A 21,541-nucleotide genomic window follows, 5' to 3' on the forward strand; every position below is an offset into this window, starting at 1 on the left:
GCTGATGGTATATGAAGTTTTAGTGTTTATAATATGTCGATAAGTGTTATAGGGGTTATCAACATATTCACACTAAAATCTCTGTATAAAGTTATTAACATCTTGTGTACATCTTAAACTTGTGGTTATACACAGGTTTATACACTTATGATTCAATACGCTTAATCAAATCCTTGAGTGTATTATTGAGCTTAGCATCCATATTTTTTTCGCGGCTGATTTTATCATGAGCGTGTATGACGGTTGTATGATCGCGACCGCCAAATATTTCACCGATCTTAGGTAATGATGTTTCGGTTAATTCGCGGCATAGATACATGGCGATTTGCCGGGGATAAGCCACATTACGGGTACGTTTCTTGGCAGACATATCTTCTAGTTTAAGTTTAAAGTGGCTTGCCACAATATCCTGAATAAGGTCTGTGGTGACCTGTTTTGGACGGCCATTAGGAAAAATATCTTTGAGGGCTTCGGTGGCCAAATCTATATCAATCGGCTGATTATTGAGCGAAGCATAGGCAATGACCCTGATCAGTGCCCCTTCAAGCTCACGGATATTGTTTTCGATTCGGCTGGCAATATAGACGACTACTTCGTTAGGAACATTAAGGCTTTCCATCATAGCTTTTTTGCGTAGTACGGCAATCCTTGTCTCTAAGTCAGGGGTCTGAATATCTGTGATCAGTCCCCATTCAAAGCGAGAACGCAGCCGGTCTTCAAGGGTTTGAATTTCCCGCGGCGGCCGGTCACTGGAGATAATGATCTGTTTATTTGCCTCATGCAAACTATTGAAGGTGTGGAAGAATTCTTCCTGAGTATGTTCTTTTTTGGATAAAAACTGAATGTCGTCAACCAGGAGAACATCAATGTTACGATACCGTTGACGAAAGCTTTCCGGGTTGCCGCTGATAATTGAGTTAATAAGTTCGTTGGTGAATTTTTCGCTTGATATATAGACAACCTTCATGTTGGGGTTGTTTTCTTTAATGCGGTGACCAATCGCATGCATGAGATGTGTTTTACCAAGTCCTACGCCGCCATAAATAAAGAATGGGTTATAAACTTGAGCAGGTGCTTCTGAGACGGCTAATGAGGCGGCATGGGCTAACCTGTTAGAATTACCGATAACAAATGTGGAAAACACATATTTTGGATTCAAGATAAATTCATCTGCAGGTGGTAAATTATAAAGCTGCTGGTTTCTGGAAGGCCGTTTTTCCTGTTGGATATTGGGTTGGGGAGAGGTAACCGGCGGTACTACCGGTGCCGGTGAAAGTGTTGCTGCCGCTTCGGGTATATCGCTGATATCGTCAAGGTATTTCAGAAAATCACCGTGATTAATATCAGTTTCAGTTCCATGAGGAGCAGGAGTTTGTTCAGTAGACGGCTTGTATTTATCAGGAGTATCAGGCGTAATAGTAGCCTCCAAGCTCACGTCATCCTCGACAGCCACTTCTGCTGCAAGCAAGGGACTTTCTTCGACGCCCTCCATTTCGATGTCCATATTAATTAGGACAACTTCAAAATCTTTATTAGCGGCAGCTTTTAAGGCAGCCTTAATAACAGGCACGTAGCGGCTTTCAAGCCACTCCTTGACAAATTGTTTGGGAGTGCCAATCTCAATAACATTATCGTTAATTGATAGTGGCATTGTCGATTTGATCCATGTTTCAAAAAGCGGTTTGATAAACGCTTTTTTCATATGTACCAGGGCCTGTTGCCAAATGGTTGCCATATAAGCGGTATCCGCGCTCATTTCAGCTATCAGTCCTTTCCCTACTATGTTTTCCACAAAATGTGCTGACAATTAACATAAGTTATCCACAAAGATATCAACAACTGTGTATAAGTTTTATTCAGACAGCGTTTAGGGCGAAAAAAAAATACAACGGCGGGACATAATAATCCCGCAACCGTGTATTATCAAGTTATAAACCTTTGTGGACAAGTCTGTGAATAAGTATGGTTTTTTGTGGATAAGTCATAAAAAATGTATATAAATCAATGTTATCCCAAGAGGTTGTTGATAACTGCATAATTTATATTAACAAATCATGTGACAGTTATCAACAAGATATTTTCATCTGTGACTAAAAACGGTGAATTTTATCCACAGAGCATCTAATTTGTCGCCGTCAATATTCTTGACATGCAACCTTGCGCTAGTCTATAATGTAAGCTAGTGAAATTTTGTGGATTTCAGCGTATTTTTTTCTCCGCTTTATATAAGGAGGTGTTTAGAGATGAAACGTACTTATCAACCTAATACGTTATGGAAGAAAAGAACCCATGGTTTCCGTGAGCGTATGTCGTCACAAGGTGGCCGAATCGTGCTTAAAAGAAGACGCGCCAGAGGCAGAAAAAAATTGTCAGCATAAGTAGGCCGCTTTCGTGGCCTATTTTTTCCATCAGATGGGGATGCTTGTAAAGATATATCTTCATTATAGGCATCCCCAAAAAATAATTAAAGAAACCGGATGATTACGATGGTCAAAAGGTTTACCCTGTCTAAATGTGGCAGGCTTTGTAAAAATAAGAGTTTCCAGGCAGTATATCGGTCAGGCAAGTCATATGCCAACAAAAATTTGGTACTATATGTATTGCCTAATCGTTCTGCTAAACGCCGTGTTGGTTTTGCCGCTGGCAAGCGGCTAGGTTCAGCTGTTGTGCGCAACCGTCTGAAGCGCTTGCTAAGGGAAGCATATCGATTCCATCAGAGCGAGATTATCAATGGTGTCGATTTAGTACTTGTTGGCCGTCAGCCGTTAGTTAAAGCGGGACTGGCTCAAGTGACCAAGGCTTTTCTGGAGCTATGTTCCAAAGCCAAAATAATGGCGGACAAATCATGAAGAAAATAATTACACTCTTTATTGTCGGCGCTATTAAGTTTTATCGGCTGTTTATTTCGCCGCTAAAACCGCCTAGCTGCCGGTTTGTGCCTACATGCTCTGAGTATGCGCTTACAGCTATCGAAAGGTATGGGGTTACCCGCGGTTTGGTGATGGCTATCCGGCGTATTTTGCGCTGTCATCCTTTTAACCCTGGCGGGTATGATCCTGTTTAAATAAACAGCCTATTATTTGCAGGAGGGAAATTTTTTGGATTTTTTAAGCAATATTATGCAGAGTGCATTGACTTTCTTTTATAATATGACAGCCAGTATAGGCTTTGCCAATTATGGTATAGCTATTATACTTCTAACCATCGCCATTAAAGCGCTGATGTATCCGCTGACTGTCAAACAGGTAAAGTCAATGAAAGCGATGCAGGACATTCAACCCAAAATGAAGGAATTGCAGGAAAAATATAAAGGAAACCCGGAAAAGCTTAATAAAGAGCTGGCCAACTTATATAAAGAGGCTGGGGTAAATCCTTTGGCAGGTTGTTTGCCGCTGTTAGTTCAGATGCCGTTTTTAATCTCCATATTTTTTGCAATTCGTGATTATCAATATGCCCAGCTGCCGCCAAGTTTCTTATGGCTGCCAGATTTGGCTCAGCCTGATCCTACCTATATATTACCTGTATTGTCGGCACTCACTACATATATTCAGCAAAAGCAGACAACTACAGAGATGACTCAGCAAAACAAGATGATGCTGATATTTATGCCTCTATTTATTGGTTATATTAGCTTAACTTTCCCAGGCGGTTTAGTATTGTACTGGGTAGTGAGCAATACCTTCCAGATTGCTCAGCAGTGGTTTATGTATCGTAATAATGCGTCGGTTACTCGCGAGGAGGCACGCTAACTTATGAATGGTAAGCTTACAGTTACGGAAAAGACTGGTAAAACAATTGAGGAAGCCATTGAATTGGCACTGGCCGAGCTAGGGGTAAGCCGCGACCGGGTTGACCATGAGGTACTGGAAGTACCCAGCAAAGGATTGTTTGGGTTTATCGGTTCTAAGCTTGCCAAAGTAAGAGTGGCTATTCGGCCCATTGATCCGGTAGAAGTCGCAAAACAGTTCTTAAACTCAGTATTTAGTTCTATGAAAGTTAATGTGGTTATGGAAAAAATGACACATGAAGATCATGTGGTCATTAATTTACGGGGCGAAGATTTAGGCATACTTATCGGAAAACATGGTCAAACACTTGATGCTTTGCAATACCTTACCAATCTTGCCGCTAATCGTGATGCTGATGAGCGCAGTCGCATTGTTCTTGATGTAGAAGACTATCGCAAACGCAGGGCAGAAACGCTCTCGCGCTTGGCAATGAGACTGGCAGACAAGGTTAAGCGCCGGGGAGAGCGGGTGGTCCTTGAACCCATGAGTCCCCAGGAGCGTAAGATCATTCATATGGCGCTCCAAGGTGACAATCGAATTATGACATACAGTGAAGGCGATGAGCCTTATCGCAAAGTAGTTATTGCTTTAAAGAAATAAAAAAACGCAAAGCCGGGGATTAACTCCCCGGCTTTGCGTTTGCTATGATTGTGCGCTCATATGGTTGGCCACAGAGGCAAAGGTCTTCGTGAGGTGCGCTATCAGAAAAATCCTCTGATATGTAACCGCAGCCATTACATGTTGTCTTTAGTTTTATTAAGTACCGTTTTGCTGCTTTGGCTTTATGTATGGCAGTTTCACTTATCAATACGGATTCTGCCGGCATTGTGAAGATTTTGGTTTGACAGCCGTCCGGATCAAAGTAGTTTATGGACAGGCTGTTTTCCTGGGGAGCGGCAGGGGAGTTGGTCATTTGGGTGTAGGGAATGATAAGCCAGCGGCAGTTTTTATCGTCTTCTGGCTTGTCAATAAAATATATGGCGTGGCTGGAAATAACTAATGCGCCGTCTTCGTCTAAAAAATTTGCCGGAACAATGGTAGATATTGTTTCGCCTAACCAGAGATTACTGGGGACATCAGCTAATAGTAATTGTAATTTAGGGCTTAAGTTCGAATAATGAGGATAAATTTTATCTAAAGGAAGCGAGGGAGGTATGCCGTCAGTGACAATTGTTATTGTTGCTTTCTCGGTTGTAAATGCCTGAAGGATATCAAGAATATTGTTAACTTTACCCTTATATATAATAACAGACGGCATCTGGTCAATAGCCATTTTTATGGCTAGTCTTCCACGTAATAATACGGTTTCCAGACGCCGCCGCAAGCTTTCCCGGCGGGGGCATCCTTTTAGGATAATGCTATAATATTTGTGTTCATAGACCATACAGGCACCTCACCTTCACTAAATATTGTACACTGCTGGTAAATTATTGACAATAAGAGAAAAGTGAAAAAATCCTTGATTTCTAAATAGTGTAAGGTTTATGATAATATCGTCGCATGTTTAACACAATAGGAGATGTTATTTTGGATTCCATTAGTCCTGAAGTCATTCTATTTTTACTTACAGCCGGATTTATTGCCTCATTTATTGACTCGGTAGTAGGTGGTGGCGGGTTGATCTCTTTGCCTGCACTTATGTTTACCGGTTTACCTCCTAGTGTGGTGCTGGGTACGAATAAATTGGCTAGTTCGCTGTGCTCAATGACAAGTACAATTTCATTTTTGCGATCAGGGAAAGTTGACTGCCAGCTGGTGACTTGGCTGTTTCCGTTGTCATTTGGCGGTTCAGTCCTGGGGGCATACACTGTTCGCCATATTCCACCGGAGTTTCTAAAGCCGCTTGTTATTGTGCTATTAGTGGTTGTGGCTATTTATACTGTTTTTAAAAAAGACTGGGGCTCAGAGTCAACTTTTCAGGGACTAACCCCTAAAACTAAGTCACTAATAGCGCTGGCTGTGTTTAGCATAGGTTTTTATGATGGCTTCTTTGGTCCTGGGGCAGGTTCATTTTTTATTTTTTCATTTTTGATGCTGGGCTTTGATTTTGTTGTAGCAGCAGGTAATGCGAAAGTGATGAATTTTGCCAGTAATATTGCAGCCGTGATTACGTTTATTTATCTTGATTCAGTGAACTTTCAGTATGGTCTTATCATGGGGGGCGCGATGATTGCCGGGGCAATTGCGGGCTCGCGCGTGGCCATTAAGAGCGGAACCGCCTATGTGCGTCCGTTATTTATCGGTATGACTAGCCTATTAATTGGCAAGCAATTATGGGATTTGATGATGAAATAATTGCTGGTCAAAAAAAGACGGCTACCCCCGGCAGAGGGTAGTCGTTTTTTTATAGAATAAATTTGTCAACAAGTTCAATTAGCTGGGTGATCTCAGGTTTTGAGACTTGTCCGTTTGCACCGATGGATTGGCCTTTAAGACGCATTTCCTCATTGATGAGCGAAGAAAAGATGACAACTGGTAAATGTTTTAACTTATCGTTCTCTTTGATGCGTTTTGTGAGATGATGACCATCCATTTGTGGCATTTCAATATCAGTTATCACAAGCTGGATTTTGCTCTCAATCGGTTCACCGCCAGCGGCTAATTGCTCAATTTTTTGCCAGGCATCCTGACCGTTCTCTGTAAGGATAACATTGGCATAGCCGGCTTTGTGCAGGGTGCCTAATAATAAATCGCGGAGCATCTTGGAATCTTCAGCTACCAAAATAGTCTTACTCTTGCGGATATCGATTATATCGGATGGTTTTTCCGTAACCTCATTAAATTTCTGGTTCATTTCAGGATTGATATCAGCCACAATCTTTTCGAAATCAAGCAGGACGACCATCTTGTCAGTCATTTTTATAATGCCGACAACCATATCCGAGTTTGCGATGTGGGGCGGCGGTTCCATGGCTGTCCAGGAAATTCGGTGAATCCGGGACACTTCGTCAACAAGGAAAGCAACATAGTAGTTGTTAAGCTCGCTTACAATAATCTTGGGCGCAGTTGTTGTCGATTGACTGCCCAGGCAGCGCGGGAGATTGATCAGAGGCATAACCCGTCCGCGCAGGGTAAAGATACCATCGACCCACGGATGGACGTTAGGCATTTTGGTGACAGGTATGGGGTTAATGACTTCCCTTACTTTCGCCACATTAATGCCATAGCTGACCGGGCCAATTGAAAATTCAACTATCTCAAATTCGTTAGTGCCAGTTTCCAGTAAAATACCCTTTTTATCAGACATTGCCATCCCTTCTTTCTCTTTCAATAACGGACAAAAACAGACAATTACAGATAACTACTATTTCTATGTTAGGGATGTTTTACCTGCTAGCAGCTTATCCATAATAATAATTTTATGTGTATTTTTGATCTGCTCAGAGAATACTATATTAATTATGCGTGCTTGCAGGAACATTGGAAAGTATAGGGAATAATAATACATTTACAGTATTAATTTATATACGAATCAGTGTTTAATATGGTTCAAGGAGTGGAGTTTTTGAATATGCTGACCGGCGATGATACTATTAGCGCTATAGCTACGGCAATAGGCGAGGGCGGCATTGGCATTGTCAGAGTAAGCGGCAGTAAAGCTGTAGCTATTGCGGACAAGCTTTTTATCGGTAGAACAGGCAAACGGGTAGCCGATATTATGTCGCATCAGGTTGTGTTTGGTGATATTGTTGACCCTGCTAGTGACGAGACGGTCGATGAGGCCATCTTAATAATTATGCGTGCTCCCCGGTCTTATACAAGGGAAGACGTTGTCGAAATCCATTGTCACGGGGGGCCCGTGCCGTTAAAAAAAATTTTAGATTTGACACTTATGCTGGGAGCCAGGCTGGCCGAGCCAGGTGAGTTTACGAAACGGGCATTTTTGAATGGGCGGCTTGATTTGGCTCAAGCTGAGGCTGTTATTGATATAATCAGGTCAAAGACCGATGCTTCACTTAAGACGGCGGTGGGTAATCTATCCGGACGGTTATCCGCAGAGATTAAACATTTGCGCCACGACATCCTCAGGATGATTGCCCAATTGGAAGCCGCTATTGATTTTCCTGAAGAAGATATTGAAGAAGCGGCAGCTACCGACGTGGCAGAGCTAATTATCAAGGCTAAAGCTGAAATCGATAAACTGTTAGCTACAGCTCAGACTGGCCGGATTTTACGGGAGGGCCTGGCAACTGTAATTATCGGTAAACCCAATGTGGGTAAGTCTAGTCTGCTCAATGCCTTGCTAAGGGAGAAACGGGCTATTGTTACTGATATTCCCGGTACGACCAGGGATATTATTGAAGAGTATGTCAATATCCGCGGTATACCGCTGAAAATAATAGATACTGCAGGTATTCGTGAGACTGCCGATGTTGTGGAGAAAATTGGTGTTGAACGGGCTAAAGAATTAGTCAGTCAGGCTGACCTTATTCTGCTGCTCTTAGATGCCTCAATGCCGCTGTCTCCGGAAGACCGGGGAGTATTAGAGCTGCTCTCTGGCAGACAGGCTATTATTCTTGTTAATAAGAGTGACTTGCCACCCTTGCTTGATTTTGAGGAACTTGATGAGATTATAGGTAGCCGGCTGGTAGTGAGGATCTCAGTAACGCAAGGGGAGGGGTTGTCTGAACTGGAGCAGACAATCGTTGATATGGTTTATAGCGGTCAAGTCAGTCAGGGTGAAGCTGCTTTTGTGAATAATGTCCGTCATGCTGATGCGTTAAGGCATACTAATCAACGGCTCGAAGATGCTTTGGCGACGATTGAGGCCGGCATGCCGCCAGACTGCATTGTTGTTGACCTCCGGTCCGCATGGGAGAAGCTTGGTGAGATTACTGGCGACACCGTAGGCGAGGATATTATTGACCAGATATTTACCCAGTTTTGTATAGGCAAGTAGGAATGAGGAAATAACGCTGATCTGGATTGGTGCGCGTGGGCATTTCTAAGCAGTCTTGTAAATTAATGAGGTGAGATTTTGTTTCAAGCAGGAAATTATGATGTAGTAGTTATCGGCGCGGGACATGCCGGCTGTGAGGCTGCGCTGGCTGCAGCACGGTTGGGCTGTCGGACGTTGATTACTACACTTAATATGGATAATATTGCAATGATGCCGTGTAATCCGGCGGTTGGCGGACCGGCAAAAGGTCATCTGGTGCGGGAGATAGATGCGCTAGGTGGTCAAATGGGTATTAATACTGACAAGACTTGTATTCAAGTGCGTATGCTCAATACCGGCAAAGGCCCTGCTGTTCACGCCTTGAGAGCTCAGGCCGATAAGCAGCTGTATCAGTTAGCTATGAAGCATACGCTGGAAAAGCAGCCGAATTTGGACGTAAAACAAGCGCTGATTGAAGATATTCTTGTTGAAAATGGCCAGGTGGCAGGTGTAGTTACTGAGTTAGGGGAAGTATACGGCGCTACGTGTGTTGTTATAGCTACAGGTACGTATCTTCGCGGCAAGATTATTATCGGTGATATTAACTACCCCGGAGGACCGGCCGGGCAGCGGCCTGCTGTAAAGCTGTCAGAGACGCTCCGCGATTTAGGTATTACTCTTATGCGGTTTAAAACCGGCACACCGGCCAGGGTAGATGCCCGTACCGTAGATACCAGTAAAATGACTATTCAGCCTGGGGACGATGTAACGCACAATTTTTCCTTTATGAGCGATATTATAACGCGGGATCAGACGCCTTGTTGGCTTACTTACACCAATGAGGAGACTCACGCCATTATCAGATCCAATATGCATCGGTCGCCTTTATATATGGGGATGATTGAAGGCACTGGGCCGCGCTATTGCCCGTCAATTGAGGATAAGGTTGTCCGGTTTGCCGATAAATTGTCTCATCAGGTCTTTGTTGAACCAGAAGGAGCAAGCACCACTGAGATGTATGTTCAGGGTATGTCTACAAGCCTGCCTGTCGATGTTCAGTTAGCTTTCCTGCGAACCATTCCCGGGCTGGAGAAGGCAGAAGTCATGCGTGTCGGTTATGCGATTGAATATGACTGTGTTGACCCGACAGAACTTAAGCCCACTCTTGAGACTAAAAAGATTGGTGGTTTGTTTTCCTCAGGACAGGCCAATGGCACTTCAGGCTACGAAGAAGCAGCAGCCCAGGGGTTGATTGCCGGCATTAATGCTGCCCTGCGGTCACAAGCTAAGCCACCATTTATTTTGTCGCGATCAGATGCCTATATTGGCGTATTAATTGACGATTTGGTGACTAAAGGCACCAGTGAGCCATACCGGATTATGACATCGCGGGCAGAATACCGGTTAATTCTTCGTCAAGACAACGCCGACCTTAGATTGACTGAAAAGGGCCGTGAAATCGGTCTTGTTAGCGATGAGCGGTATGAGCGGTTTGCTGCTAAACGAGATGCCATTCAAAGTACGCTTTCGCTATTAAAAAGCATGCAGATTACGCCAGTATCGGAAGTGCAAAGTAAATTAGCTGCGCTCGGTACTGCCGAACTACGGACAGGCATCACTCTGTATGATTTACTTAAACGCACCGAAGTAACCTATGACGCAATGCGTACCCAGTTTGACTTACCTGAGTTACCGCCATTGGTACGGGAGCAGATTGAGATTGCAGTTAAGTATGAAGGTTATATTCTAAAACAAATTGAGCAGGTCGAACGCTCGGCCAAACTAGAAGCAAAACGGCTGCCAGAGGATATTGATTACAATCAAATCAGTGGTTTGGCACTAGAAGCCCGCCAGAAACTCAATAAAATCCGGCCGCTGTCAGTCGGCCAGGCAGCACGCATATCTGGAGTTTCACCAGCCGATATCTCCATACTCATGGTGTATCTGGAACAGCGGCGGGGTAGACCAGAGTAAAAGGGGGAGCTGTTTATGGAAAGCTTTAAAGTCTTATTGGCCCAAGTGGCTGCTGAGTATGGCCTGGTATTGTCAGAAAGCCAGATTATAGCTATGGATACTTACTATCGGCTACTCATTGAATGGAATGAAAAAATGAACCTGACAGCCATTACTCAGCCACATGATGTGGCTGTTAAACATATGATTGACTCACTATCTTGCTACCGGGAGGATATCTTTAGCGCTGACACCAGCGTGATTGATGTTGGCACAGGCGCCGGCTTTCCTGGAATTCCTCTTAAAATTTATCAGCCTAATCTAAAACTTACACTCATGGATTCACTCAATAAACGACTGCTGTTTTTGCGGGAGGTTACTGACACGCTTGAACTCCGGGGCGTTGAACTTGTTCATGCGCGGGCTGAAGAAGGTGGAAAAAACAAGCTGTACCGGGCAAAGTATCAGATAGCGGTGTCGCGGGCGGTCGCCAGACTGAATGTTTTATGTGAGCTCTGTCTGCCGTTTGTCAAGACCGGTGGCTGGTTCATTGCACTTAAAGGAGCCCAATATGAGGACGAAGCGACAGAAGCAGCCAAGGCGATTGCTATCCTAGGTGGTAGAATTGAGCGGATTGAGCCTGTTAATCTACCAGGACTTGCTGATAAACGGGCTGTCATCTATATCAAAAAAATTGCTGCAACACCGCCGGATTATCCTCGGCGGCCAGGAACTCCTGAAAAAAAGCCACTCTAATTTAGAGGAAAATTCCAGTGGCTGCCGAATATATACGTAACGAAAGTCCCGAACGTTGTTTTGTAGGTGGTGGAGACATGAGAAACTTGGCCAAGCTGTTTGGTATTGGAGATGCTTCGCCAACTGTTCCTGAACTTGTTCCCGAAATAAGTCCTGCCGTTGTTATTGAAGAAATAGATGCAGCTAATACTGCTCCTAATACAGATACCGGCTCTGTTATTGAATCACAATCAGTCCAAAGAGTTTCGCCTGATAACATTGTTCCTAACCCCTTCCAGCCGCGCAAAACCTTTAATGATGATTCTCTGCAGGAATTGGCTGCGTCCATTCGTGAGTTTGGTGTTATTCAGCCGCTCTTAGTACGCCGTCAAGGTTCAGTTTATGAGTTGATCGCTGGTGAACGGCGGCTGAGAGCTTCGCGATTGGCTGGTCTTCCTGAGGTTCCGGTTATAGTGCGGGAGCTTGAGGATAAAGAAATGGCTGAATTGGCCATGATTGAAAACCTGCAGCGGGAAGACTTGCACTTTTTGGAAGAGGCGGAAGGTTATCAGCATCTGATCGCGAGCTTTAACTTTACTCAAGAGGAACTAGCCCGGCGGGTAGGAAAAAATCAGTCAACCATTGCCAATAAACTACGGTTATTAAAACTTGCTTCTGAAGTACGCCAAGTTGTTGTTGGACAAAATTTAACTGAACGCCATGCGCGGGCATTGTTAAAAATTGAGGATACCCAGGTACAGATGGAAGTGCTTGGCGATGTCAAGGAAAAAGGCTTAAATGTACGAGAAACCGAGGATTTAATTGAAACCTATACAGGAAATATTTCCCGGGAAAAGGAAAAACAGGCAACTCCTAAACAGACGGTTGTAAAAATTATTAAAGATGTGCGCATCTTTATCAATACCATCAACAGCGTAATCAGTCAAATGAAGAAAAGCGGCATGGATATCAAAGTTAAGCAGGATATTGAAGGGGATTATGTCAACATCAGTATTCAAGTAAAAAATAATCGCCAGAAGCAGTCTGTAAAGTAAAACTTGGATAATTAATTCAGCTTGTCTTCATAAGATATTCATAATGTCGCGGTATGATATAGATACACCGGAGCAATCCCGGATATTAATCAGGAGGCGAGAGTATGAATAAAAAAGATTTGGCTGATGTTAGGCGTGACCGTTATTGCTGTTGTAATTGCCGGAGCGGTAGCTATGGCCGCAGCGCCGGCAGATACCTGTAATACACAGATGGGCAACCAGGTTATGATGGACCAGATGGTTAAGGATGGTATTATCTCTGCAGAGCAAGCCAAAGCGATGCAAAATAGAATGACTGAAATGATGTCTCAGTATATGAATAATATGACTGGCATGATGAATAATATGATGGGCAGCATGGGTGATTCCTGTCACGGAGCACAGCCGCCTGTTAAAAACTAAATTCGCACTAATATAATTATTTCATTGAGTGAAAATTTATGAATTAATCAAAAAAGTCCTGACACCAGTTCAAAACTGTGGTGTCAGGACTTTTATTAGTTTATCCGATGACTAAGCTCCAGTAATTGATCAGCCACTTTCTCAATGTACTCCCGCTGGTACAGCGTGGTGAGCCACTCAGCCGGTATTGCGTTTGCGCCGTAATATGCGCCGGCTACTTGGCCGTAAACGGCACCGGTGTCGGCATCGTCACCTAGGTTTACTGCCAGGAGCGCACCTTGGGCAAAGGTATTACTGTGATAAAAGGCCCAGAGCGCAGCTTCTAGTGAATCTGCTACATAGCCTGTGCCTCGGATTTCGAGCGGATTTTTAACTTTAAATGATCCGCTCGAAATGTCAGCAATTTTACCGCTTAAGGGGTGAATCCAGGCGTCAGATAGAGGGGTATAAGCGTCAGCTAGTAAGGCGGTTTTGTCCAGGCCGAGGAGTGCACCGATTATAAGAGCAGCTAAGTAGCGGCAACCGTCAACTGCTTCGGCAGCAGCATGGGTGGTGCGGGAGCTGTCAGCAGCCAAAGTGATCGCTAGACAGGGATTGGTGCCAAAGGCTAACGGGATAGGCGCCAGCCGCATGATAGAGCCGTTTCCGGCGGTGTGGGGATTGTCAGAGCCGGCATAGGGCTGTCTGGTGCGGCTATAGGTATCAAGTGCCGTCCGGACTGTATTGCCGATATCAAAGCTGTGGCCGGTACTGCTTAAGTAACCGTCTTTATACCAGCGGACATAGCGTTCCATTTGATCGGTAGGATCAAACCCCTGGCAGCTGATTAAACTTTCTGCCAGGCATAGGGCCATGGAGGTATCGTCAGTCCACACCCCTGGTTTGAGGTTATGTTGACCGCCACCGATTAGCCCGGTTACTGGTGAAAAACTGCCTGGCGCTTTAAACTCAAGCGGCACTCCTAATGCATCACCCACGGCCAAGCCCAATAGTGCACCACGGTAACGGTCTTGATTCATGCTAGCCTCCTTCTGCGCAGCGGGAGAGTGACAATTGTGCTTAATTGTTATTGCTGAGTAATTGCTTGGCAATATTGACAGCGGCTACGCCGTTGGCGGCATAGGCATCAGCGCCAGCCTTCTGGGCATAACTCTCGGTAAGCACGGCACCACCGACAATTGTTTTAACGGCAAAACCGGCAGTTTTGAGAGCGTTAATAGTTATGTCTACTTGTGGCAGGGTGGTTGTCATTAGCGCGCATAGGCCTACGATGTGCGGACGATGCTCTTTTGTAGCGGCTACAATGGTTTCAGGGGCAACATCTTTGCCTAAGTCAATGACAGTAAAGCCGTTATTCTCCATAAGGGCAGCGACAATATTTTTTCCGAGGTCGTGAATATCGCCTTTTACAGTGGCTAACAGTACTGTGCCCAAACTCTCTGTAGTATGGGCCGGCAGAACCTCTTTAATCGTATTAAAGGCGGTACGCATGGTTTCGGCCGATAACAGTACTTGCGGCAAGAAGCAGCGGCCCTGGCCGAAGGCCTGTCCGACTTCATTCATAGCCGCTGTCAATGCCTGATCGGTAATGGTAAGCGGCGTGTAGTTTTCGGCAAGCGCTTGACGGATGAGTGGGGCTACACCTGTTGTTTCACCATTGATTACTGTTTGGCGAATTTGCGTTAATATATCAGGAGCAGCGCTGCTGACCGCAACTGCCTGAGACGGCATATCAACATATTTTTTGCTGTAAGCAAGTCCATGGCTGTCATGTCCGCTTAAGGCGGTGGTGGCTGACCAGATATCCTGCATGAGTGGGTCAAAGGGGTTGAGGATAGGGGCATCAAGACCTGACGCCAGCGCCATCGCGCAGAAAGAGGCATTCATTAAATCGCGCCGGGGCAGGCCGAAGGATACGTTGCTAAGACCCATAACGGCCGGGCAGCCAAGCTGCTCGCGGTACAACTTGAGGGTTAGCAGTGTTTCTGCTGCCGCCCGGGCATCTGTTGCTACTGTCATAACCAGGGCGTCGAGCAGCAGGTCATGGCGGTTTAGGCCATGCTCCATTGCGATGTTAATGATTTCTTTGGCAACCTTTACGCGCTCTACTGCTGTTGTGGGGACACCGCTGTCAGACAGCGGCAGGCATAATACTGCCGCGCCATATTTTTTTGCAAGAGGCAGAAAACTTTCCAGCCTTTCCGACTCGGCCGTAACCGAATTAATCAGGGCGCGGCCCGGATAGGCCTTGAGTCCGGCTTCAAGCGCGGCCGGATCAGTTGTGTCGATAGCCAGTGGTACATCAACCAAGACAGACAATTCTTCAATTGCCTGTTTCATGATCGCCGTTTGGTCAATACCAGGCACACCCATATTAACATCCAAGATACCGGCACCGGCTTTTATTTGGGCAATTGCTTCTTTTTTTACTGCGACAAAGTTGCCTTCCTTAATATCGTTAGCTAAGGCTTTGCGTCCGGTTGGGTTAATGCGTTCGCCGATAATGACTGGTGCAAACCGGGGGCCAAGGTATACGGCACGGGTACGGCTGGTCAAGGCGGTGGCAGTGTGCTGCCGGTGGTCAACTTGGGTGGTCAGGTTGTCTACCGTTTGTCTGATCGCTTTGATATGGGCAGGTGTAGTGCCACAGCAACCACCGATAAAAGAGGCGCCTGCGGCTGCCAGTTTGGGAATCCAGGCAGCCATTTCGTCAGGTTGCATAGGAAAAACAGTCTGTCCGTTAATCAACTCAGGCATGCCTGCGTTAGGCTGGACACTGATCGGTAGGGAGCACGACTGGGCTAAGGTTTCAATAACCGGTAAGAGTTGTGCAGGGCCTAAAGAGCAATTGGCGCCGATTATGCTTGCCCCCATGGCCTCCAAGGTAATGGCAGCCGTGCGTGGATCTGTGCCGGTTACTGTGCGGCCGTCAGCATCAAAAGATAACTGGCAGATAATCGGTTTGCGGGTTGCCGCTTTGGCTGCCAGGAGCGCTGCTCGCATCTCCTGAATATCAATAATCGTTTCTATAATTATGTAGTCAATTCCGGCTTGGTCGAGTGAACATATCTGTTCGTAAAATACGTCATAGGCGGCATCGAAGGTCAGATCGCCAAGCGGCGCGATAAACTTCCCTGTCGGACCTACAGAGCCGGCTACTTTGGCATGACTGCCTGCAGCCTGGCGGGCTGCAGCTACGGCAGCAGCATTTATGGCTACTGCTTTGTTTTCCAGGCCGTAATGTGCTAATTTGATGCGATTGGCACCAAAGGTATTGGTTTCTATTATTGTAGCGCCTGCCTCAACATATTGGCGATGGATTAAGGTTACCTTTTCCGGCTGTTCAATATTCCATAATTCGGGGCATTCACCTGGTTCAAGACCTGCTTGGTGCAACATTGTCCCCATGGCACCGTCAAAAATATGTATCATTAGGTATTTGTCTCCTTTCGTGCATGACAACCCGGCTGTCCGCATTTATCACAGGATAGTGCTTGCTCATGATTTAAACCCAGTGTTTGGTGGTAAGGATATAGACCAATTACAGCAGTAACAGATTTACGAGGCACCAGCATTTTGGTATCTGTGACGCTAAGATCAATGTCAGCGCCTGTGGCTAAGGCTAATATTTCTGGTTGTACATCGATGGGCCAGCCGCCGTAACCAGGACTGAAGCGTCGTCCTGCTGTAAGCCCTGCGCGGGCCGCTTGCCCAGATATTACATAACAGACGGCATCACAGGCCATTTCTACTGCTGTTGTTCCGGCAGCATCTAATAACAGGCCTAACGTATAGTGGTTTTGGGAAAACAGGTTAGATACTTCCTGTTCAAGCGGTATCCCAATGGTTACAGCCATGACTGCTACTTCGGTTGCACCGGCGAGATGCTTGATAATACCCTCCGCAGTTAGGCTTAGTGGAGTCGGCGACATAATGGTATGTGAATCCTGGTCATAGGTATAAGTCTGCCAAACTCCTTTTGGGGTAGCCAATAGCTGGGCCTGAGTGCATGCTTCAGTAAGGAGTGTAGCGGAAAAATCTGCTTTACCGCCTAACCCTGCATAGCGTTTGGTTTCATCAAGGTCAATAGTCGTCAAACGGGGATGATATATTGGCATTGGGAAGACCTCCTTAATGAAGTGCGGTATTATTAGCATTATATTATATTTTGCCAATTAGTTAAAGCTGTGATAGTTACAGATTTACAAAATTATTCTGGGTAGTCCTGCTCGCAATACACCAAGTTTTTCTTATCAAAAAAATTTTTGGCAGGAAATCACGCATACGTGGGAGAATGAAAGGATGGAACAATTGTATTTGAGGTGAACTAGTTTGGTAAAAGTGATTGCTATCGCCAATCAAAAAGGTGGAGTAGGCAAGACGACGACTGCGGTTAATCTGTCGGCTTGCCTGGCTGAGCTGGGTAAAAAGGTGTTGCTTATTGATATTGACCCGCAGGGGAACTCCACCAGCGGATTGGGATTCAATAAAGGCTCAATTAAACGCTGTGTCTATGACGCGCTGGTGAATGATGTGCCACTTGAGTCCATTGTATTGCAGACCGAAATCCCTAACCTTAAGCTGTTGCCAGCCACAATTCAGCTGGCAGGGGCTGAGATTGAACTTGTGTCGATGATGTCGCGCGAGGGAAAACTAAAGCGGGCCCTGGATAAGGCCAAATTCAGTTATGAATATGTGCTGATTGATTGCCCGCCTTCATTAGGCTTATTGACTATTAATTCATTAACGGCTGCTAACTCCGTGCTTGTGCCTATTCAATGCGAGTTTTATGCATTGGAGGGATTGACTCAGTTGATGAGTACGGTTAGCTTAGTACAAAAAAATCTTAATCCGATTTTGACCCTTGAAGGGGTAGTACTTACTATGTTTGATGCTCGTACTAATTTATCCATCCAGGTTGTAGATGAAGTGAAGAATCATTTTCGGCATAAAGTGTATCAAACCATTATCCCGCGAAATGTCCGTTTAAGCGAGGCACCCAGCCACGGGCAACCTGTGATAAAATATGACCCTAAGTCTAAAGGTACCGAAGTATACTTTGATTTAGCGCGTGAGGTGATTGGTGATGAGTAAACGTGGATTGGGAAGAGGCTTAGATGCTTTATTTGGCGCCCCTGCTACCGCTGAAAATACCGAAGATAATGAACATGCAAATGTAATTACCATTAAAGATATTGTTCCTAACCCACATCAACCCCGTCGGGACTTCGATGAAGAGGCTTTAGCCGAGTTGGCACAATCGATCAAACAACATGGTGTTATTCAACCGGTTATTGTACGGAAGACTCTTAGTGGCTATGAGCTTGTAGCAGGTGAGCGGCGGTGGCGTGCCTCGCAGTTAGCAGGATTAAAACAAATTCCGGCAGTGGTACGTGACTACACCGATGCTGAGATGATGGAGATTGCTTTAATTGAAAACCTACAGCGGCAAAATCTTAATCCAATTGAAGAAGCAATGGCTTTCCGGCGGCTTATGGAGGAGTTTGGCTTAACTCAGGAAGAAGTTGCCCAAAAGATTGGACGCAGCCGGTCAATGATTGCTAACATTGTACGCTTGCTTAATCTGCAGCCGGAAGTCCGGGGTTTTGTTTCACGTGGAACATTATCTATGGGACAGGCCCGACCGCTGTTAGCCTTGGAAGCGGCCGATTTGCAACTTGATGCGGCCAAACAAATTGTAGAGGAAGACTTATCGGCCCGGGATGCAGAAGAATTAGTACGCCGCCTGGCTGCCCGGCGACCGGCCAAAAAAGCTGAAGCTAAGCCAGACCAGGAACAGCTTAATGATGATAATCAATTTTTTATGAATGAATTTGAGGATCGACTTAAGGTGATGCTTGGTACTCAAGTAAGGATCAAGCCAGGAAAATTAAAAAGTAAAATCGAAATCGAATACTATTCTCCTGAAGACTTGGAGAGAATTATGGAGATGCTGTCAAGTCGCCAAGAAGCGGTTACTGCAAAATTTCGTGGTCAGCTTGTAGTCTAAAATAAAAAATGTTTCACGTGGAACAATAATATTTTGGTCTCTGAGCCAGAGTTGATGTGGTGGGGGTACGTAATATGCGGCTAGAGAAGGATTTGCTAGGAGAACGGGAAGTTCCTGCGCATGTATACTATGGAATTCATACATTGCGGGCAATGGAAAATTTTCCGCTATCAGACTATAAAGTATCTTACATTCTAATCAAGGCGATAACCTTAATTAAAAAAGCGGCAGCGGAAGTCAATGCTGAATTAGGCCACTTACCAAAAGACAAGGCGCAAGCGGTAGCAGCTGCAGCAGACGAAGTATTAAGCGGTAAGTGGCGCGAACAGTTTGTTGTTGATGCCTTACAGGGTGGGGCCGGGACTTCCACCAACATGAATGTGAATGAAGTGCTTGCTAACCGGGCTATCGAACTTTTAGGAGGGCAGCGCGGCGACTATGACGTAGTGCACCCACTTAATCACATCAATATGCATCAATCTACCAATGATGTTTATCCAACTGCTCTTAGAATTGCAGCAATTTGGCTGCTTAAACCTCTAAGTGAGGGCTGCGCCGCACTGCAGGAAGCATTACAGGCGAAGGAAGCCGAATTTGCCGGGGTTATAAAGGTTGGCCGTACCGAAATGCAGGACGCGGTACCTGTCATGCTGGGTCAGGAGTTTAGCGCCTATGCAGGCGCTATTTCCCGCGACCGCTGGCGGCTCTATAAGGTCGAAGAACGGCTGCGTCAGGCAGCCTTGGGTGGTACAGCTATTGGGACCGGGCTTAACGCTGACAAGAAGTACATATTTATGGTTAATGACCGGGTGCGACAATATGCCGGCATTGGCTTGGCCAGAGCCGAAAACATGATTGACGTTATTCAGAATGCAGATGTTTTTGTTGAGGTATCCGGTTTGCTCAAAGCATTGGCCGTTAACCTAGGTAAGCTTGCCCATGACCTTAGGCTGCTTTCTTCAGGACCACGGGCGGGATTGGGTGAGATAAGGCTGCCGGAGCGGCAGGCTGGTTCTTCGATTATGCCCGGTAAAGTAAATCCAATTATTCCTGAAGCCATTAACCAAGTTGCTTTTCATGTCATGGCCTCAGATATAGCGATTGCCATGGCAGCGCAGTCAGGCCAGCTTGAACTTAATGCGTTTATGCCATTGATTGCGCATCATTTGTTGGAAAGCCTGACGGTGCTAACAAATGCCGTAAAGATTCTTAATGAATTTTGTATACAGGGAATAACAGCAGATGCTGATCGTTGTCAGGCACTGCTGGCCGGCAGTCAGGTCAGTGTTACGGCTTTGGTTCCTCATATCGGGTATGATCTAGCGTCAAAGGTTGCACGGCGGGCTTTGGAGACAGGTGTGACGGTGCGCCAGGCCGCGCTTGAATTAGCGGTACTGCCTGAAGCAAGGATTGATGCTATTTTGGAACCCCGGGCTATGACTAGGCCGGGAATTGCCGGGGCACAAAGATGAAACAGGGGAGGGAAAAACAATATGCAAGAAACACCAAAGGGCTCACGTCTGCATATCGCGATCTTCGGACGGCGCAATGCCGGTAAATCCAGTTTAATAAACGCCCTTACCAGCCAGGATATTGCGCTGGTTTCTGATGTGCCTGGCACAACGACCGACCCGGTGTATAAAGCAATGGAGATATTGCCAATTGGGCCGGTCATGATTATTGATACAGCCGGCATTGATGATGTCGGTGATTTGGGCGCGCTGCGGGTAGAACGGACAATGCAGGTGCTTAATAAAGCCGATTTAGCTGTAGTCGTCATTGAACCTGAACAAGGTCTGACTGATTTTGAGCAGACACTTATTAAAGAAATACGCAAACGTAGCTTACCCATTGCTGGTGTTGTCAATAAAAGTGATTTTATGCCAACTACAGCCAATACGCTGACCGAATGGAGCACCCTTTTGGATTTGCCGCTGATTAGCATTAGTGCGAAAACCGGTCAGGGCATCGAAGAGTTGAAACGCCTGATTATTAAACTGGCTCCAGATAATTGGGAAGGACCACCTGTCATTGGAGATCTGGTATCGCCGGGAGATACGGTGGTATTGGTTGTACCCATTGATTTAGCTGCGCCGAAAGGCCGTCTAATTCTACCCCAGGTTCAGACCATCCGAGATCTTTTAGATAATGACGCCTGCGCTGTTGTGGTCAAGGAACGCGAATTAAAAGAAGCTTTGGAAGGTCTAAAAAACCCGCCGCGTCTGGTGGTCACTGACTCGCAGGAATTTATGAAGGTGGGAGCAGATACCCCGCCAGGTGTTATGCTTACCTCGTTTTCGATCTTAATGGCTCGTCACAAAGGCGATCTTGAGACCTTAGTGACTGGGGCAAAAGCGATCGAAACGCTACAGCCTGGAGACAAGGTGCTTGTTTCGGAAGGCTGTACCCATCACCGGCAGGCTGATGATATTGGAAGGGTGAAAATTCCCCGCTGGCTCAGACAGGCAGTGGGGGGCGAACTGGATTTCGAATGGTTTTCCGGGAGCACATTTCCACCTGATTTGACAAAATATAAGCTTATTGTACACTGCGGCGCATGTATGCTTAATCGGCGGGAAATGCTATACCGCCTGGCGATGGCCAGAGAGGCGGGAGTACCAATCGTTAATTACGGACTTTTAATTGCTCACGTTCATGGTATTTTGCACCGGGCACTTGAACCGTTTCCGCTGGCCCAGATGATACTGGAAGATTAGGA

21 protein-coding genes are annotated in these 21,541 nt (G+C 45.8%); 15 read left to right on the forward strand and 6 right to left on the reverse strand.

Going from position 1 to position 21,541, the window contains the following annotated elements:
• Positions 1-145: 145 nt before the first annotated feature.
• Entirely contained in the window at positions 146-1,735 is a 1,590-nt protein-coding gene (dnaA, locus tag VN447_RS13095) for a chromosomal replication initiator protein DnaA (protein ID WP_325525793.1), read from the reverse strand.
• A 508-nt stretch (positions 1,736-2,243) separates the two neighbouring features.
• Between dnaA and rpmH the strand changes: the two genes are divergently transcribed.
• From rpmH to jag, 5 genes are all read left to right on the forward strand, one after another.
• Positions 2,244-2,378, forward strand: coding sequence for a 50S ribosomal protein L34 (gene rpmH, locus VN447_RS13100; RefSeq protein ID WP_325525794.1), 135 nt, complete (start codon positions 2,244-2,246; stop codon positions 2,376-2,378).
• A gap of 108 nt (positions 2,379-2,486) precedes the next feature.
• On the forward strand, positions 2,487-2,849 hold the full coding sequence (gene rnpA, locus VN447_RS13105) for a ribonuclease P protein component (protein ID WP_325525795.1): 363 nt from the start codon (positions 2,487-2,489) through the stop codon (positions 2,847-2,849).
• Positions 2,846-3,064, forward strand: a complete 219-nt coding sequence (yidD, locus tag VN447_RS13110) for a membrane protein insertion efficiency factor YidD (RefSeq protein ID WP_325525796.1) — start codon at positions 2,846-2,848, stop codon at positions 3,062-3,064. Before rnpA ends, yidD begins: the two co-directional genes overlap by 4 nt.
• Before the next feature lie 55 nt (positions 3,065-3,119).
• A complete protein-coding gene (locus tag VN447_RS13115; protein ID WP_325525857.1) occupies positions 3,120-3,749 on the forward strand; it encodes a YidC/Oxa1 family membrane protein insertase in 630 nt (209 codons plus the stop codon).
• A 3-nt stretch (positions 3,750-3,752) separates the two neighbouring features.
• Entirely contained in the window at positions 3,753-4,388 is a 636-nt protein-coding gene (jag, locus tag VN447_RS13120) for an RNA-binding cell elongation regulator Jag/EloR (RefSeq protein WP_325525797.1), read from the forward strand.
• A gap of 19 nt (positions 4,389-4,407) precedes the next feature.
• Here the strand turns inward: jag and VN447_RS13125 are convergent, their stop codons facing one another.
• Entirely contained in the window at positions 4,408-5,172 is a 765-nt protein-coding gene (locus VN447_RS13125; protein ID WP_325525798.1) for a hypothetical protein, read from the reverse strand.
• 143 nt (positions 5,173-5,315) lie between these two features.
• On the opposite strand from VN447_RS13125, the gene VN447_RS13130 reads away from it, so the two are divergent.
• Positions 5,316-6,083 (forward strand): sulfite exporter TauE/SafE family protein, encoded by a 768-nt coding sequence (locus VN447_RS13130; RefSeq protein ID WP_325525799.1) that lies wholly within the window; start codon positions 5,316-5,318, stop codon positions 6,081-6,083.
• A 49-nt stretch (positions 6,084-6,132) separates the two neighbouring features.
• On the opposite strand, the gene VN447_RS13135 is transcribed toward VN447_RS13130, so the two are convergent.
• Positions 6,133-7,035 (reverse strand): chemotaxis protein, encoded by a 903-nt coding sequence (locus tag VN447_RS13135; RefSeq protein WP_325525800.1) that lies wholly within the window; start codon positions 7,033-7,035, stop codon positions 6,133-6,135.
• 264 nt (positions 7,036-7,299) lie between these two features.
• Here VN447_RS13135 and mnmE point away from each other — a divergent pair, with 264 nt between their 5' ends.
• The 5 genes from mnmE (at position 7,300) to VN447_RS13160 (ending at position 12,812) form a co-directional block, all read left to right on the forward strand.
• Complete coding sequence (gene mnmE, locus VN447_RS13140) at positions 7,300-8,688, forward strand: tRNA uridine-5-carboxymethylaminomethyl(34) synthesis GTPase MnmE (protein WP_325525858.1); 1,389 nt, start codon at positions 7,300-7,302, stop codon at positions 8,686-8,688.
• Between the two features lie 78 nt (positions 8,689-8,766).
• Positions 8,767-10,641 (forward strand): tRNA uridine-5-carboxymethylaminomethyl(34) synthesis enzyme MnmG, encoded by a 1,875-nt coding sequence (mnmG, locus tag VN447_RS13145; protein WP_325525801.1) that lies wholly within the window; start codon positions 8,767-8,769, stop codon positions 10,639-10,641.
• A gap of 15 nt (positions 10,642-10,656) precedes the next feature.
• A complete protein-coding gene (rsmG, locus tag VN447_RS13150; protein WP_325525802.1) occupies positions 10,657-11,376 on the forward strand; it encodes a 16S rRNA (guanine(527)-N(7))-methyltransferase RsmG in 720 nt (239 codons plus the stop codon).
• A 77-nt stretch (positions 11,377-11,453) separates the two neighbouring features.
• Complete coding sequence (gene noc, locus VN447_RS13155; protein WP_325525803.1) at positions 11,454-12,410, forward strand: nucleoid occlusion protein; 957 nt, start codon at positions 11,454-11,456, stop codon at positions 12,408-12,410.
• Positions 12,411-12,536: 126 nt separating this feature from the next.
• A complete protein-coding gene (locus VN447_RS13160; protein ID WP_325525804.1) occupies positions 12,537-12,812 on the forward strand; it encodes a hypothetical protein in 276 nt (91 codons plus the stop codon).
• A 95-nt stretch (positions 12,813-12,907) separates the two neighbouring features.
• On the opposite strand, the gene VN447_RS13165 is transcribed toward VN447_RS13160, so the two are convergent.
• The 3 genes from VN447_RS13165 to VN447_RS13175 are packed head-to-tail and all read right to left on the reverse strand — an operon-like array spanning position 12,908 to position 16,930.
• Positions 12,908-13,831: an ADP-ribosylglycohydrolase family protein gene (locus VN447_RS13165; RefSeq protein ID WP_325525805.1), complete on the reverse strand. Its 924-nt coding sequence runs from the start codon at positions 13,829-13,831 to the stop codon at positions 12,908-12,910.
• Positions 13,832-13,871: 40 nt separating this feature from the next.
• Complete coding sequence (locus tag VN447_RS13170; RefSeq protein WP_325525806.1) at positions 13,872-16,244, reverse strand: homocysteine S-methyltransferase family protein; 2,373 nt, start codon at positions 16,242-16,244, stop codon at positions 13,872-13,874.
• Entirely contained in the window at positions 16,244-16,930 is a 687-nt protein-coding gene (locus tag VN447_RS13175) for a methionine synthase (RefSeq protein WP_325525807.1), read from the reverse strand. The genes VN447_RS13170 and VN447_RS13175 overlap by 1 nt, the downstream gene beginning before the upstream one ends.
• A gap of 214 nt (positions 16,931-17,144) precedes the next feature.
• Here VN447_RS13175 and VN447_RS13180 point away from each other — a divergent pair, with 214 nt between their 5' ends.
• The 4 genes from VN447_RS13180 (at position 17,145) to hydF (ending at position 21,539) form a co-directional block, all read left to right on the forward strand.
• Entirely contained in the window at positions 17,145-17,906 is a 762-nt protein-coding gene (locus tag VN447_RS13180) for an AAA family ATPase (protein WP_325525808.1), read from the forward strand.
• Positions 17,899-18,822, forward strand: a complete 924-nt coding sequence (locus VN447_RS13185) for a ParB/RepB/Spo0J family partition protein (protein ID WP_325525809.1) — start codon at positions 17,899-17,901, stop codon at positions 18,820-18,822. Before VN447_RS13180 ends, VN447_RS13185 begins: the two co-directional genes overlap by 8 nt.
• A gap of 74 nt (positions 18,823-18,896) precedes the next feature.
• Positions 18,897-20,294, forward strand: coding sequence for an aspartate ammonia-lyase (locus VN447_RS13190; protein WP_325525810.1), 1,398 nt, complete (start codon positions 18,897-18,899; stop codon positions 20,292-20,294).
• Positions 20,295-20,315: 21 nt separating this feature from the next.
• On the forward strand, positions 20,316-21,539 hold the full coding sequence (gene hydF / locus VN447_RS13195) for a [FeFe] hydrogenase H-cluster maturation GTPase HydF (protein ID WP_325525811.1): 1,224 nt from the start codon (positions 20,316-20,318) through the stop codon (positions 21,537-21,539).
• The last annotated feature ends 2 nt before the right edge of the window (positions 21,540-21,541 follow it).

It is taken from the genome of Sporomusa sp., from assembly GCF_035561155.1.
Lineage (GTDB): Bacteria > Bacillota > Negativicutes > Sporomusales > Sporomusaceae > Sporomusa.

Excerpts from the sequence above, each read along its gene's own strand:
- dnaA (WP_325525793.1), bottom strand. The coding sequence starts at position 1,735 with ATGGCAACCATTTGGCAACAGGCCCTGGTACATATGAAAAAAGCGTTT.
- rpmH (WP_325525794.1), top strand. The coding sequence starts at position 2,244 with ATGAAACGTACTTATCAACCTAATACGTTATGGAAGAAAAGAACCCAT.
- rnpA (WP_325525795.1), top strand. The coding sequence starts at position 2,487 with ATGGTCAAAAGGTTTACCCTGTCTAAATGTGGCAGGCTTTGTAAAAAT.
- yidD (WP_325525796.1), top strand. The coding sequence starts at position 2,846 with ATGAAGAAAATAATTACACTCTTTATTGTCGGCGCTATTAAGTTTTAT.
- VN447_RS13115 (WP_325525857.1), top strand. The coding sequence starts at position 3,120 with ATGCAGAGTGCATTGACTTTCTTTTATAATATGACAGCCAGTATAGGC.
- jag (WP_325525797.1), top strand. The coding sequence starts at position 3,753 with ATGAATGGTAAGCTTACAGTTACGGAAAAGACTGGTAAAACAATTGAG.
- VN447_RS13125 (WP_325525798.1), bottom strand. The coding sequence starts at position 5,172 with ATGGTCTATGAACACAAATATTATAGCATTATCCTAAAAGGATGCCCC.
- VN447_RS13135 (WP_325525800.1), bottom strand. The coding sequence starts at position 7,035 with ATGTCTGATAAAAAGGGTATTTTACTGGAAACTGGCACTAACGAATTT.
- mnmE (WP_325525858.1), top strand. The coding sequence starts at position 7,300 with ATGCTGACCGGCGATGATACTATTAGCGCTATAGCTACGGCAATAGGC.
- rsmG (WP_325525802.1), top strand. The coding sequence starts at position 10,657 with ATGGAAAGCTTTAAAGTCTTATTGGCCCAAGTGGCTGCTGAGTATGGC.
- noc (WP_325525803.1), top strand. The coding sequence starts at position 11,454 with ATGAGAAACTTGGCCAAGCTGTTTGGTATTGGAGATGCTTCGCCAACT.
- VN447_RS13160 (WP_325525804.1), top strand. The coding sequence starts at position 12,537 with ATGTTAGGCGTGACCGTTATTGCTGTTGTAATTGCCGGAGCGGTAGCT.
- VN447_RS13165 (WP_325525805.1), bottom strand. The coding sequence starts at position 13,831 with ATGAATCAAGACCGTTACCGTGGTGCACTATTGGGCTTGGCCGTGGGT.
- VN447_RS13170 (WP_325525806.1), bottom strand. The coding sequence starts at position 16,244 with ATGATACATATTTTTGACGGTGCCATGGGGACAATGTTGCACCAAGCA.
- VN447_RS13175 (WP_325525807.1), bottom strand. The coding sequence starts at position 16,930 with ATGCCAATATATCATCCCCGTTTGACGACTATTGACCTTGATGAAACC.
- VN447_RS13185 (WP_325525809.1), top strand. The coding sequence starts at position 17,899 with ATGAGTAAACGTGGATTGGGAAGAGGCTTAGATGCTTTATTTGGCGCC.
- VN447_RS13190 (WP_325525810.1), top strand. The coding sequence starts at position 18,897 with ATGCGGCTAGAGAAGGATTTGCTAGGAGAACGGGAAGTTCCTGCGCAT.
- hydF (WP_325525811.1), top strand. The coding sequence starts at position 20,316 with ATGCAAGAAACACCAAAGGGCTCACGTCTGCATATCGCGATCTTCGGA.